This is a genomic window from Actinomadura parmotrematis, assembly GCF_019458805.1.
GTDB lineage: Bacteria > Actinomycetota > Actinomycetes > Streptosporangiales > Streptosporangiaceae > Spirillospora > Spirillospora parmotrematis.
The window spans coordinates 147,420-161,192 of the sequence record NZ_JAIBOA010000010.1; the positions used below are offsets into that span (position 1 = coordinate 147,420).

At 75.1% G+C, this 13,773-nt stretch carries 11 protein-coding genes; 6 read left to right on the forward strand and 5 right to left on the reverse strand.

The window, feature by feature from the left end:
- Nucleotides 1–35 precede the first annotated feature (35 nt).
- On the forward strand, nucleotides 36–1,022 hold the full coding sequence (locus K1Y72_RS17485) for a hypothetical protein (protein WP_220167411.1): 987 nt from the start codon (nucleotides 36–38) through the stop codon (nucleotides 1,020–1,022).
- Here K1Y72_RS17485 and malQ read toward each other — a convergent pair.
- Together malQ and K1Y72_RS17495 are read right to left on the reverse strand one after the other, a co-directional pair.
- Nucleotides 988–3,027 (reverse strand): 4-alpha-glucanotransferase, encoded by a 2,040-nt coding sequence (malQ, locus tag K1Y72_RS17490; RefSeq protein WP_220167412.1) that lies wholly within the window; start codon nucleotides 3,025–3,027, stop codon nucleotides 988–990. The two genes, K1Y72_RS17485 and malQ, sit on opposite strands and share 35 nt — an antisense overlap.
- Before the next feature lie 79 nt (nucleotides 3,028–3,106).
- Nucleotides 3,107–4,534 carry an amidase gene (locus K1Y72_RS17495; protein ID WP_220167413.1) on the reverse strand — a complete coding sequence of 476 codons (1,428 nt, stop codon included), beginning with the start codon at nucleotides 4,532–4,534 and terminating at the stop codon, nucleotides 3,107–3,109.
- Nucleotides 4,535–4,766: 232 nt separating this feature from the next.
- Between K1Y72_RS17495 and K1Y72_RS17500 the strand changes: the two genes are divergently transcribed.
- From K1Y72_RS17500 to K1Y72_RS17515, 4 genes are all read left to right on the forward strand, one after another.
- Nucleotides 4,767–5,558 carry a nuclease-related domain-containing protein gene (locus tag K1Y72_RS17500; RefSeq protein ID WP_258572600.1) on the forward strand — a complete coding sequence of 264 codons (792 nt, stop codon included), beginning with the start codon at nucleotides 4,767–4,769 and terminating at the stop codon, nucleotides 5,556–5,558.
- A gap of 273 nt (nucleotides 5,559–5,831) precedes the next feature.
- On the forward strand, nucleotides 5,832–7,700 hold the full coding sequence (ilvD, locus tag K1Y72_RS17505) for a dihydroxy-acid dehydratase (protein WP_220167415.1): 1,869 nt from the start codon (nucleotides 5,832–5,834) through the stop codon (nucleotides 7,698–7,700).
- Between the two features lie 213 nt (nucleotides 7,701–7,913).
- On the forward strand, nucleotides 7,914–9,524 hold the full coding sequence (locus K1Y72_RS17510) for an MDR family MFS transporter (RefSeq protein WP_258572602.1): 1,611 nt from the start codon (nucleotides 7,914–7,916) through the stop codon (nucleotides 9,522–9,524).
- Nucleotides 9,490–9,939, forward strand: a complete 450-nt coding sequence (locus tag K1Y72_RS17515) for a MarR family winged helix-turn-helix transcriptional regulator (RefSeq protein WP_220167416.1) — start codon at nucleotides 9,490–9,492, stop codon at nucleotides 9,937–9,939. Before K1Y72_RS17510 ends, K1Y72_RS17515 begins: the two co-directional genes overlap by 35 nt.
- A gap of 6 nt (nucleotides 9,940–9,945) precedes the next feature.
- Here K1Y72_RS17515 and K1Y72_RS17520 read toward each other — a convergent pair whose 3' ends face one another.
- The 3 genes from K1Y72_RS17520 to K1Y72_RS17530 form a co-directional block, all read right to left on the reverse strand.
- Complete coding sequence (locus K1Y72_RS17520) at nucleotides 9,946–10,164, reverse strand: FmdB family zinc ribbon protein (protein ID WP_220167417.1); 219 nt, start codon at nucleotides 10,162–10,164, stop codon at nucleotides 9,946–9,948.
- A gap of 39 nt (nucleotides 10,165–10,203) precedes the next feature.
- Nucleotides 10,204–10,716 (reverse strand): HNH endonuclease, encoded by a 513-nt coding sequence (locus tag K1Y72_RS17525; RefSeq protein ID WP_220167418.1) that lies wholly within the window; start codon nucleotides 10,714–10,716, stop codon nucleotides 10,204–10,206.
- A 282-nt stretch (nucleotides 10,717–10,998) separates the two neighbouring features.
- Nucleotides 10,999–11,472 (reverse strand): hypothetical protein, encoded by a 474-nt coding sequence (locus K1Y72_RS17530; protein WP_220167419.1) that lies wholly within the window; start codon nucleotides 11,470–11,472, stop codon nucleotides 10,999–11,001.
- 166 nt (nucleotides 11,473–11,638) lie between these two features.
- On the opposite strand from K1Y72_RS17530, the gene K1Y72_RS17535 reads away from it, so the two are divergent.
- Nucleotides 11,639–13,741 carry a prolyl oligopeptidase family serine peptidase gene (locus K1Y72_RS17535; protein ID WP_220167420.1) on the forward strand — a complete coding sequence of 701 codons (2,103 nt, stop codon included), beginning with the start codon at nucleotides 11,639–11,641 and terminating at the stop codon, nucleotides 13,739–13,741.
- Nucleotides 13,742–13,773: the final 32 nt, after the last annotated feature.

The window sequence follows — 13,773 nt, forward strand, 5'->3', positions numbered from 1 at the left end:
CGACCGAGCGAACGCGCCCTGGAAGGCTGGTCTTCGTGGAGACTGCGCAGGACGTCCTGACCGAGCTCGCCCGCCGGTACGCCTTCGGCGACCTGGAGGCGCTCGTCACCGAGCGCGACCCGCGGTCGCCCGCCGCCGGGCTCTGCGCCTTCGGGCAGCGCGTCCTGGACCTGGACGCCGAGGACTTCGGCATGCCCGAGGCCGTCGGGGACGTCCCGAAGGACCTGCTGGACCGGGCGCGCGCCAGCCGGATGCCGCAGGCGCCGCGCGAGCGGCCGCGCGGCGCGCTCGCCAGCCTGCGCCCGGCGTACGCGCTGCTGCTGGAGGTGATCCGGATCCGCTGGCTGCGCCGCGAGATGGCGCCGCTGGTGGCGGCCGTCCACATCGCCAGCGAGTACCTGCCGCTGCTCGCCTGGGAGCCGGTGCTCGGGCACGCCGGCGACCCGGCCCGCATCGGCCGCGCGGTGACCGGCGAGGGCAGCCGGTTCGGCGTCCCGCTGGAGCCGGGCGCGGACCGCGACTGCGACCACACCCGGCCCGAGCGGTCGGCGTGCGAGCGGACGCTGAAGGTCGCGCACGAGCCGCCGCCCGGCTGGCGCGCCTACCTCGACCGCCAGCACAGCCAGGTCTCGCACGCCCTCGGCGACTGCGCGGCCCGCTGCCGGACGCCGTGCAGCGTCATGACCCGGCTGGACGGCCGGGTCCGCGCCGACCTCACCGAGCGGTGCAAGCTCGCCGCCGACTTCACCGACAGCGCCGTCGTCAAGCTGCGGCACGCCGCGCCGGTCGGGCACGGCTTCGGGGTGCCCTCGCCCGAGGAGGTGGAGACGGCCTGGGCGCGCGCCCGCGCGTCCCTGTCGCACCACCCCCTCGGCAAGCGGGCGCTGGAGCGCGGCGCCGGCTCGGACTACCCGCTGCCGGGCCTGCCCGAGCTGTTCTCCGCGATCGCCTGCGTCGACATCGCCCCCGACGACCTGCTGCACGAGGTCACGATGCGGACCGCGGCCGCGCTACAGCGCTGACGACGTCCGCCACGCGCTGGTCGCCAGGAAGATCGTCGAGCAGCAGCGGCGTCCCGCCCGGCCCGGCGAGCGGCACCCGCCAGTTGGGGTACTCGTCGACGGTGCCCGGCTGGTTCTGGGTGCGGCGCTCCCCCACCGCGTCGGCGAGGGCGACGCCGAGCAGCCGCGCGGGCGTGGCGGCGAGCAGGCCGTGCAGGGCCGCGACGACCTCGGCGTCGTGGCGGTCCGAGCCCTCCCGCACCGCCGCGAGGACGTCCTCGGGCGGCGTGGCGAGCAGGCCCCGCTCGTGCAGCAGGCCGAGCCAGGCGGCGAGCTGGCGGCGCGCCTCGTCCAGCTCGACCGCGAGCGGGCGGGTGAGCAGGCCGAGGCGGTCGCGGAGCGCGATGTGGTCGGCGTGCAGGACGCCGGTGATCGGCGGCATGTCGTGGGTGCCGACGGTGGCGAGCGACGGCTCCCGCCAGTCCTCGGGCGGGCGGGGCGCGCCGTCGCCGTCCCGCTCGAACCAGAGCAGGGACGTGCCGAGGACGCCGCTGGCCGACAGGCCGTCGCGGAAGTGCGGCTCGACGGTGCCGAGGTCCTCGCCGACGATCACCGCGCCGGCCGCGTGCGCCTCGGCGGTGAGGACGGCCAGCAGCACGTCGCTGTCGTAGCCGACGTAGGTGCCGTCGGCGGGCGACCCGCCCTCGGGCACCCACCAGAGCCGGGAGAGCTGCATGGCGTGGTCCAGGCGGAGGCCGCCGCCGTGCCGGAGCGCCCCGGCGATCATGTCGCGGTAGGGGCCGTACCCGGCGTCGGCGAGGCGCTGCGGGTGCCAGGGCGGCTGGCCCCAGTCCTGGCCGCGCTGGTTGAACTCGTCGGGCGGGGCGCCGACGCTGATGCCGCGGGCGAACAGGTCGCGGTGCGTCCACTCGTCGGCGCTGCCGGTGCGGACGCCGACGGCGAGGTCGTGCACGATCCCGATCGGCATGCCGGCCTCGCGGGCGGCGGCCTGCGCGGCGCCGAGCTGCTCGTCCAGCAGGAACTGCAGCCAGATGTGGAACTCCACCCGGTCGGCCAGGGGCGCGACGGCGGCGGCGACGGCGGGCCCGTGCGCGTCGTGCAGTTCGGCGGGCCAGGACCGCCAGTCGGCGCCGTGCGCCTCGGCGAGCGCCGACCAGGTGGCGAACAGCGCCAGCGGCTCGCCCCGCGCGGCCTTGAAGTCCTCGTAGGCGGCCCGGCGATGGTCGGCGCGGGGCAGCGCGTGCAGGGCCTCCAGCGCGGCCTTCTTGGCGTGCCAGGCGGCGTCGCGGTCCAGCGGGTCGGGTGTGCGCGAGGCGTCCCGGACGAGCCGGCCGATCTCGGCGACGCGGCCGCGCTCGGCGGGGTCGGCGGCGGCGAACTCCGGCACGTCCTCGACGCGCAGGTACTGCGGGCTCGGGAACCGCTTGCTGAGCGGCGAGTAGGGCGAGGGGGTGATCGGCGGGGACGGCTCGGCGGCGTGCAGCGGGTTGATCAGCACGAACCCGGCGCCGTGCTCGCGGCCGCTCCAGGACGCCAGGTCGGCGAGGTCGCGCAGGTCGCCGAGGCCCCAGGAGCCGCGCGAGCGCAGCGAGTAGAGCTGGACGGTGAAGCCCCAGGCGCGCGGGGCGGGCGGCAGCGCGCGGGGCGCGACGAGCAGCGCGGCCTCCTCGTCGCCGGCCCGCAGCCGGTGCCAGCCGAGCGGCAGCCGCGCCGCCTCCCCCGACGGGGCGGTGCCGCCCCCGGCGAGCTCGATCGTGCCCTCGCGGAGGCCGCCGTCCTCGCCCTCGCGGAGCGCGATGACGGGCGGCAGCAGCCGCGCCTCGCGGAGCGCCAGCAGCCGGCGCTCCTCCCGGACCGCCGCGGCGGACGCCACGTCCAGCCCGAGGCCGGTCAGCACCGCTCTCAGCGTGTCCGGGGAGACGTCGGTCTCCTCGCCCTGCCAGTCGATGTAGTTCGTCGCGACGCGGTGCGCGCGGGCCAGCTCGATCAGGTCGTCGTCCGTCACTCCTGCACCATGCCCGCGAAAGTGCCCGGCAAAATCCCGGCCCTCCCCCCGCGCGGGCGCGAGGAGGGCCGGGGAACCGTCAGGCGTCCCAGATGTCGGGCTTGCGGTCGATCCAGGGGCGGGCCTGTTCGAGCTGCGCGGACAGCTCGATGAGCGTCGCCTCGCCGCCGAGCCGCCCGGCGAGCATGACGCCGATGGGCAGCCCCGCCCCGGTCCAGTGCAGCGGGACGTTCACCGCGGGCTGGCCGGAGATGTTGTACTGCGCGGCGAACGGGGTGAACAGCGTCTGCCGGTGGAAGTTCTCGGCCGGCTCCTGGTCGTGGAACCAGCCGACGGGCGCGGGCGGCAGCGCCAGCGTCGGGTGCAGGATCGCGTCGTAGCGGTCCGTGACCGGGAACGCGTCGCGCAGCGCGCCCTGCAGCGCCGCGTGCGCCAGGAAGAGCTGGGTGGCGCTCGTCGCGTGGCCGCGCTCGCGCAGCCAGCGGGTGAGCGGCTGGAGCCGGTCCTCCTGGGAGGGGTCCACGGGCGTGAGGGTCGCCATGACGCCCCACAGCGTCTCGAAGTGCGGCACCAGCTCGGGCCCGAACACCGGCGGCAGCTCCTCGACCTCGTGGCCGAGCTCCACGAGCAGCTCCGTCGCGGCCTCGTAGGCGGCCAGGCAGTCGGGGTGGACCTCGGCGCCGGGGACGGCCGGGACGGCGCTGCGGGCGATCCGCAGGCGCCCCGGCGCGCGTCCGGCGTGCGCCCGGAAGCCCCCCTCGGGCGCGGGCGGCGCCCAGTACAGGTCGCCCGGCCGGCGGACGGCCATCACGTCCAGCAGCAGGGCGGCGTCCTCGACGGTGCGCGCGATGGGGCCCGAGGTGGACAGGCCGAACAGGTCGGGGACGACCGGGCCCTGCGAGATCCGGCCGCGCGTCGGCTTGATCCCGAACAGGCCGCAGGCGCTGCTGGGGATGCGGATCGAGCCGCCGCCGTCGCTGCCCTGCGCGACCGGCGCGAGGCCCGCCGCGACCGCAGCGGCGGCGCCGCCGCTGGACCCGCCCGCCGACCGGGAGAGGTCCCAGGGCGTGCGGGCGGCCGGCGCCACGCCGTTCTCGGTATAACAGGGCAGGCCGAATTCGGGGGTGTTGGTCTTCCCCAACAGGACAGTTCCGGCTTCCCTCAGCAGCACCACGACGTTGTCGTCGACGAAACCGCGGAAACCGTCGTAGACCCGGGAGCCGAAGCTCATCGGGACGTCCTGCACGAGGTTCAGGTCCTTGATCGGCACCGGGACGCCGAGCAGCGGCGGCAGCTCCGCCGGATCGGCCGCCTCCAGCACCCGCTTCTCCGCCTCCCGCGCCTGCGCGCGGGCGATCTCGGGCGTCACCGCGATGTAGGCGCCGACCTGGTCGTTCAGCCGGTCGATCCGCGCCAGGTAGTGATCGGCGACCTCGACCGGGGAGAGCTCCCGGGAGCGGATCGCGGCCGCCAGCCGCATAGCCGTCATGTCATGGGTATGTGTCACAGAGCGGAACGCTAGACGGCGGATGCGGGAGCATCAAAGATGGACCAGCGGCACGTCGCGGACGAGATGCGGGAATTCTGCCTACCCGCTCTCCAGCCCGGCGAATCGCCCGACCCAGGCGACAAAAGTATTAACCCGACATGGCTAGTCGCCGTCCGCCGGACTGATTACTCTGCGCTCGGAGGATCATGCTTCCGGCGCGAAAGGACTACGGAGCGTCACTATGGCCATCATGGAGCAGGACGACGCCGAGCAGGACGCCCGCGGCCAGCCCCAGCGGGAGCCCGACGAGCAGCCGCCCGAGGGCCGCACCTACGGCGAGATGCTGGGCGACCCCCAGATCCGCCGCTGGATCGTGCGGGTGGCCGTCGCGGTCGTGGCCGGCCTCATCGCCGCGGTCGTCTTCGGCGGCCGGATCGGGATCACCCTGGCGATCCTGATCGTCATCGCCGACGTCGTGCGCAAGGCCCGCACCAGTTCCAGCGTCTCGGCGTGGCAGAAGTCGTCGGCGATCGAGCGGCGCACCGAGAAGCAGCTGAAGGGCCTGGAGCGCAACGGCTACCGGGTGCTGCACGCGCGGGCGGTGCCGATGGACGACGAGGGCGTCAGCGACGGCCGGATCGACCACCTGGTCATCGGCCCGAGCGGCGTCTACGCGATCGACTCGGAGAAGTGGGACAAGCGCCTGCCGGTGCGCACCCTGTCGCACCGCAAGCTCTTCCACGGCCCCTTCAACAAGAAGGAGCGGCTGGACGAGGCGCGGTGGGAGGCGGACCAGGCCAGCAAGATCATCGGCGGCCAGGTCGGCTTCGAGGTGCCGGTGCAGCCGTCGGTGGCGATCTACGGCCCGTCCATCCCGTGGAAGGTCATGCGGGTGCGCGACGTGGACGTCTTCTCCGGCAACCGCGCGCGCGGCTACCTGCGCCGCCGCCCGCGCATCCTCACCGACACCGACGTCGACCAGATCTACACCGCGGCGGTGGAGTCGCTGCCGCCGAAGTACCCGAGCGACACCTCGGTCTAGGGGTGCGACGACGCCCGGCGGGCGGTCCCTGGGGGCCGCCCGGCGGCCGGCCCGGCGCCCCGCCGCGCGGCGCCCGCCGAGGCCAGAGCCGGGCACGGGCCCGCGTTGATACCATGGGCGGAACCTGCGGCCGGCCCTCACACGACCTCTGCTGAGCCGGCGGCAGCGCCGAGACCCGCCGCTGCCCCAGGTCCCCGCACCGGGCCGCACCGGCACGCCGCCACGGCCCGGTCGCACGGTCTTCGCCAGAACGCCCAAGGTTGGAGAGGTCACATGCCCCCGCTCAGGTCACGCACCGTCACCCATGGCCGGAACATGGCCGGCGCCCGCGCGCTCATGCGCGCCAGCGGCGTGGCCCGCGAGGACTTCGGCAAGCCGATCGTGGCGGTGGCCAACAGCTTCACCCAGTTCGTCCCCGGCCACGTCCACCTGCGCGAGGTCGGCGACGTCGTCGCGGGCGCGGTCAAGGAGGCCGGCGGCGTCCCCCGCGAGTTCAACACGATCGCGGTCGACGACGGCATCGCGATGGGCCACGACGGCATGCTCTACTCGCTGCCCTCGCGCGAGGTCATCGCCGACGCCATCGAGTACATGGTGCGGGCGCACTGCGCCGACGCGCTGGTCTGCGTCTCCAACTGCGACAAGATCACTCCGGGGATGCTGCTGGCCGCGCTGCGCCTGAACATCCCGACGGTGTTCGTCTCCGGCGGCCCGATGGAGGCCGGCAAGCCGGTCGAGGGCGTCATGAGCGGCAACAAGCTCGACCTCATCGACCCGATGATCGCCTCGGCGGACGACTCGGTCAGCGACGCGACGCTGCTGGAGATGGAGGAGAGCGCCTGCCCGACCTGCGGGTCCTGCTCGGGCATGTTCACCGCCAACTCGATGAACTGCCTCACCGAGGCCATCGGCCTGTCCCTGCCGGGCAACGGCACCACCCTCGCCACGCACACCGCGCGCCGCCGCCTCTACGAGGACGCCGGCCGCACCGTCGTCGACATCGCCCGCCGCTACTACGAGCAGGACGACGCCTCGGTCCTGCCGCTGAGCATCGCCACCAAGGACGCGTTCGAGAACGCCATGGTCCTGGACATCGCGATGGGCGGCTCCACCAACACGATCCTGCACCTGCTCGCCGCCGCCTACGAGGGCGGCGTCGACTTCGGGCTGAAGGAGATCGACGAGCTGTCGCGGCGGGTGCCGTGCATCTGCAAGCTCGCCCCGGCGACCGCCAAGTACCACGTCGAGGACTGCCACCGCGCGGGCGGCATCCCCGCGCTGCTCGCCGAGCTCGACCGCGGCGGGCTGCTGCACCGCGGCGTCCACTCGGTCCACTCGGCCTCGCTCGCCGAGCACCTCGACAAGTGGGACGTGCGCTCCCCCAACGCGCTGCCCGAGGCCGTCGAGCTGTTCCACGCCGCGCCCGGCGGCGTCCGCACCACCGCCTCGGCGAGCCAGAGCGCCCGCTGGGAGGAGCTCGACCTCGACCGCGAGCAGGGCTGCATCCGCGACGTCGCGCACGCCTACACCGCCGACGGCGGCCTCGCGGTGCTGCGCGGCAACATCGCGGTCGACGGCGCGATCGTCAAGACCGCGGGCGTCGAGGAGGAGCTGTGGACCTTCACCGGTCCCGCGGTCGTCTTCGAGAGCCAGGACGACGCCGTCGAGGGCATCCTCGGCGGGAAGGTCAAGGCCGGCGACGTCGTCGTCATCCGCTACGAGGGCCCGCGCGGCGGCCCCGGCATGCAGGAGATGCTCTACCCGACGTCGTTCCTGAAGGGCCGCGGCCTCGGCAAGGCGTGCGCGCTCGTCACCGACGGCCGGTTCTCCGGCGGCACCTCGGGGCTGTCCATCGGGCACGCCTCCCCCGAGGCCGCCGGCGGCGGCGTCATCGCGCTGGTGGAGGACGGCGACCGCATCGTCATCGACATCCCCAGGCGCGTGCTGGAGCTGGACGTCCCGCAGGCCGAGCTGGACGCGCGCCGCGAGCGGCTGCTCGCCGACCTCGGCGGCTACCGCCCGCGCGACCGGCAGCGCAAGGTCAGCCCGGCCCTCCAGGTGTACGCCGCGCTCGCCACGTCCGCGTCGACCGGCGCCGCCCGCGACGTCAGCCTCCTCTCCCCCGAAGCCCGCCGCCCCTGACCCCCGCCCGCACCCCGCCCTCCTCCGGTGACCCCCTGGTCACCTCTCGTTGACTTGCGGCGTGTTGGCCTCTGGGAGCGCTCCCATAGGCCAACACGCCGCAACTCGACGAGGGGTGACCGGGTGGTCGCGGGTGGAAGGGGGTGGCGGGAGGGGGGTTGTGGGGGGTGGGCGGCGCGCTTATGGTTGCCTCGGGCAACCTTTGGAGGGCCAATGGCGGCGACGACGGACGCCGGGGCGGCCGCCCCCATGTCCCACGGGCGGATCCTGCGGGCCCTGTCCGGCCTCTACCTCGGCATGTTCGTGGCCATCGTGTCGTCCACGATCGTCACCAACGCGCTGCCGCGCATCATCACCGACCTGCGCACCGGGCAGAGCACCTACACCTGGGTGATCGTCTCGACGCTGCTGGCGACCACCGTGTCCAGCCCGCTGTGGGGCAAGCTCGCCGACCTCGTCAGCAAGAAGGCGCTCGTCCAGCTCGGCCTGCTGATCTTCGCGGCGGGCTCGCTGCTGTCGGGCCTCGCCACCGACCCGGCGACGCTGATCGCGGCGCGGACGGTGCAGGGCGCCGGCGCCGGCGGGCTGCTCTCGCTCACCCAGGTGATCATGGCGACGATGATCTCCCCGCGCGAGCGCGGCCGCTACTCCGGCTACATGGGCGCCGTCCTCGCCGTCGGCACCGCGGGCGGGCCGCTCGTCGGCGGCGTCATCGTCGACACCCGCGGCCTCGGCTGGCGCTGGTGCTTCTTCGTCGTCGTGCCGCTCGCGCTGATCGCCATGGCCGTCCTGCAGCGCAACCTCGACCTGCCGGTGCGCAGGCGCAAGGTCACCGTGGACTGGGCCGGCGCCGCCCTCATCACCTCCGCCGCGTCGCTGCTGCTCGTCTGGGTGACGTTCGCCGGCGACGACTACGCCTGGCTGTCGTGGTGGAGCGCGGCGATGGTCGGCGGCGGGACGCTGCTCGCCGTGCTGTTCGTCCTCGTCGAGACCCGCGCCGCCGAGCCGATCGTGCCGCTCCGCCTGTTCCGCAACCGGACGGTGGCGCTCGCGGTGGTCGCGAGCCTGCTCGCCGGCGTCGCCATGTACGCGAGCACGACCTTCCTCAGCCAGTACTTCCAGCTCTCGCGCGGGCAGAGCCCGACGGCCGCCGGCATCCTCACCCTGCCGCTCATTCTGTCCCTCGCCGTCGCCTCCGCCGCCGGCGGCCGGATCATCACCAGGACCGGGCGGTGGAAGCCGTTCCTCGTCGGCGGCGCGGTGCTGCTCGCCGTCGGCTGCGCCCTGCTCGGGCTGCTCCGCCACGGGACGCCCTACGGGGTGACGGCGGCCGGCATGGCCTGCCTCGGCGTCGGGCTCGGCCTCACCCTCCAGAACCTCGTGCTGGCCGTGCAGAACCAGGTGCGGCCGCAGGAGCTCGGCGCCGCCAGCACGGCCGTCGCGTTCTTCCGGACGCTCGGCGGCACGGTCGGCGTCTCGGCGCTCGGCGCCGTCCTCGCGAACCGCGTCACCCGTTACGCCGAGCCCGGCCTCGCCCGCCTCGGCGTGCGGCACGCGCCGAGCAGCGACGCCCTGCCCGACCTCGGCGCCCTGCCCGCCCCGGTCCGCGCCGTCGTCGAGGACGCCTTCGGGCACGCCACCGGTAGCCTGTTCCTGTACACCGTGCCGTTCGCCCTGCTCAGCGTGGTCGCCATCCTCTGCATCAAGGAGGTGCCGCTCCGCACCTCCAGCGCGCTGCAGGCCGCCGGCGCGGCGGGGACCGGCGGGCCGGAGGGCGACGGGAGGGACCATGGCGCGGACCTCGGGCGGCCGCACGGCGCATGAGGCGCTGGAGCGCGAGCTCGGCGTCTTCCTCCGCCGCGCCCGCGCCGCCTCCGACCGGCTGAGCCGCGCCGTCCACCCCGAGCTGGACTCCGCCGCCTACGGCCTGCTCGCCTACCTGCGCGAGCACGGCCCCGCGCGGCCGAGCGACCTCGCCGGGTACGTCGGCGTCGGCAAGGCCACCATCACCCGCCAGATGAACGTGCTGGAGGGCCTCGGGCTCGTCGAGCGGCACGCCGACCCCGCCGACGGCCGCGCCCGCCGCCTCGCCCTCACCGAGGAGGGGCGGAGCCGGCTGAACGCCGTCAGCACCGCGCGCCGCGAGCACTTCCACGCCCGCCTGGAGAGCTGGCCCGAGGAGGACGTGCGGACGCTCGCGACGCTGCTCGCCCGCCTCAACGGGCTCGGCTCGGACTGAACCGGCTCAGGAGCAGCAGCCGCCGCCGCAGCAGCCGCCCCCGCCGCCCGCGGGCGGGGCCGGGGCGCCGCCGCGCGCCGTCCCGGTCACCGCGACGGTCGACAGCAGCTTGACGGTGTCGTCGTGGCCCTGCGGGCAGGGCGCCGGCGCGCTCGACTCGCTCATCGGGCGCGACAGTTCGAAGGTGGACCCGCAGGCGCGGCAGCGGTAGTCGTATCGAGGCACCCGCCCAGGATAACCGCGCCCGGCCCGGCGCGGCCGCGCTCAGGCGGCCGGTTCGCGGACGTAGGGCGCCCACTGCGGGTCGCCGTCGTTGACGATGCCGATCAGCCGCCAGTGCGCGCCGCGCGGCACGCCCGGCGGGACCGGCAGCGTCCAGCCGAGCTCCTCCAGCAGGCGGTCGGCCTTGCTGTGGTTGCAGGAGGTGCAGGACGCCACGCAGTTCTCCCAGACGTGCTTGCCGCCCTTGCTGCGCGGGTGCACGTGGTCGATCGTCTCGGCGCGGCGCCCGCAGTACACGCACCGGAAGTTGTCGCGCCGCATCAGCGCCGCGCGGGTGAGGGGGACGCGCGTGCGGTAGGGGATCCGCACGTAGCGGCGCAGCCGGATCACCGACGGCACCTCGATGGTCATCGCCGCCGAGTGCAGCCGGGCACCGGCGGCGTCGGGATGGACGACCTCGGCCTTCTCCCGGAGCACGAGGCAGACCGCCCGCCGCAGGGAAAGCGTGGTGAGGGGTTCGTACGTCGCGTTCAGGAGGAGGACCTGCCGTCCCATCAGACGCCCTCCAGCGGGCGCGCGCCCGCGCTCACGGCCCCGGCGGACGCGTCGCGCGTCTCCAGCCGAGGCCCGAGTATCGTCTCCGGCACCTGCGCACCCGCCATGAGGACCTCCCCAGGGGCGAACCGACCCGAAATCAGTGTGGCGGGTGAGGGAGCCCGCCCGCTACCCCCATTCCTCCCCGCAACACGCCCGGATCGAACCCGCGCGCCCCCGGTCCCGCACGGTTCCGGCGGTCCCGGGGGCCGGTCCCGGCCGGGCCCGCGCCGCGCCGGGGCGTCAGGCCCCGGCGGCGCCCACCGGCTCGGCGCTCGCCGCGGAGACGCCCGGCGTCGCGGCGCCCGTCGCGGCGCCCGGCGCGCCGCCCTGCCGCCAGGTGACCCGCCCGCTGATCTGGACGGAGCCGCTGGTGCCCACCGGGATGTCGGCGACGAGCACGCCCCTCTTGCGCTGCCCGGCCTTCAGCGCCCCGTACTCGCAGCGGACCGCCGCCTCCAGCACCGTGCACTCCTTGCTCACCGACGCCACCTTCAGGTGCGGCGTCAGCCGGTGCGTCAGCACGACCTTCTCCACCGGCCCGTCGCCCGCGCCGACCGTCCAGGTCCACACGACGTTGTCGCCCTCCTCCGACACCTCCGGCGCCGAGTAGGCGAAGTCCACCTTGCCGGCCGCGTGCGCCGCCGGCGCGACCGCCAGCGCGGCGCCGAACGCGCCGGCGAGCACGGCGGCGCGCGCCGTGATGATGCTCCTCATGTCCAACCCCCGTCTGGTACGACCCTGCTGGTCACCGCCACTTCTACCGAAGATCATCGCCGGGTTCACCTCGCCGCGCGTGCCGCCCGCGGGCCCGCGCCGATTGTCCGCATGTGCGAGCGGCCGGGCCGTGCGCGGCGCCGGGCCGCCTGCGTAGGGTGCCTGCATGAGCCGACCGCACGACCCGCCGCTCCGCCGGCCCGCCTACCCGCCCGCGCCGCGCGAGGACCTCGTCGACGAGCTGCACGGGCGCCGCGTCCCCGACCCCTACCGCTGGCTGGAGGACCGCCGGTCGGCCGAGACCGAGCGGTGGCTCGCCGCCGAGGACGAGCTGTTCCGCAAGACCGTGGACGTCCTGCCCGGCCGCGACCGGCTGCGCGCCCGCCTCACCGAGCTGCTGTCGGCGGGCAGCGTCGGCGCCCCCGTCTGGCGCGGCGACCGGCACTTCTTCACCCGCCGCACCGCCGACCAGGAGCACGCCGTGCTCTACACCGTCGACCCCGGCGGCGCCGAGCGCGCCCTCGTCGACCCGATCGCGCTCGACCCGGCCGGCACCACCGTCCTCGACGGCTGGCAGCCCGACAGGGAGGGCCGGCGGCTCGCCTACCAGGTCTCGCACGGCGGCGACGAGGAGTCGCTGCTGTACGTCCTGGACGTGGCCACCGGCGAGCGCGTCGAGGGCCCGATCGACCGCGCCCGCTACTCCTCCATCGCCTGGCTGCCCGGCGGCGAGGCGTACTACTACACGCGGCGGCTCGCGCCCGCCGACGTCCCCGCCGGCGAGGAGCAGTACCACCGGCGCGTCTACCTGCACCGCGTCGGCACCGACCCCGAGACCGACGACGCGCTGGTGTTCGGCGACGGCCTGGACAAGACCAACTACTACGGCGTCGCGCTCAGCCGCGACGGCCGCTGGCTCACCGTGTCGGCGTCGCAGGGCACCGCGCCCCGCAACGACCTCTGGCTCGCCGACCTCGCCGCGTCCGCGCCCGAGGAGCCCGCCCTGCGCGCCGTGCAGACCGGCGTGGACGCCGAGACGTGGCTGTCGGTCGGCCGCGACGGCCGCGCCTACGTCTTCACCGACCGCGACGCGCCGCGCTCGCGGCTCTGCGTCGCCGACCCCGAGCGGCCGGAGGAGTGGACCGACCTGATCCCGCAGGACCCCGAGGCGGTGCTCACCGACTTCGCGGTCCTCGACGGCCTGGACCGGCCCGTCCTGCTGGCCGGCTGGACCCGGCACGCCATCAGCGAGATCACCGTGCACGACCTCGCCACCGGCGAGCGGATCGGCACGGTCCCCGCGCCCGGCCTCGGCTCCATCGGCGGCATCGTCGAGCGCCCGGAGGGCGGCCACGAGGCGTGGTTCGGCTACACCGACAACACCACGCCGTCGTCGGTGCTGCACTACGACGCGCGCACCGGCGAGACGACGACGTGGGCCGCCGCGCCCGGCGCCGTCCGCCTCCCCGAGATCGAGTCCCGGCAGATCGTGTACCCCTCCGCCGACGGCACCGAGGTGCGGATGCTCGTCATGTCGCGCCCGGACCGGACGGGCCCGCGCCCGGCGATCCTGTACGGCTACGGCGGCTTCAACGTGCCGCTCACCCCGTCCTACTCGGCGAGCGTCCTCGCCTGGGTGGAGGCGGGCGGGGTGTACGCGGTCGCGAACCTGCGCGGCGGCTCCGAGGAGGGCGAGGAGTGGCACCGCGCGGGGATGCGCGAGCGCAAGCAGAACGTGTTCGACGACCTGCACGCCGCCGCCGAGACGCTCGTCGCGCAGGGCTGGACGACGGCCGACCGGCTCGCGATCTCCGGCGGGTCCAACGGCGGTCTGCTGGTCGGCGCCGCCCTCACCCAGCGGCCCGACCTGTACCGGGCCGTCGTCTGCTCGGCGCCGCTGCTGGACATGGCCCGCTACGAGCTGTTCGGGCTCGGGCAGACCTGGAACGACGAGTACGGCAGCGCCGCCGACCCCGAGGAGCTCGGCTGGCTGCTGTCCTACTCCCCCTACCACCACGTCCGCGAGGGCGTCGCCTACCCGGCCGTGCTGTTCACGGTCTTCGACAGCGACACCCGGGTGGACCCGCTGCACGCCCGCAAGATGTGCGCGGCGCTCCAGCACGCGTCCGCCTCGGACCTGCCGGTGCTGCTCCGCAACGAGGCGCACGTGGGCCACGCGGGCCGCTCGGTCAGCCGCTCGGTCGACCTCATGACCGACACCCTGTCCTTCACCGCCGCCCAGACCGGACTGGACCTGGACGGCCGATGAGTTCCGCCCCCTCCGCCGGTCACTCCTTCCGA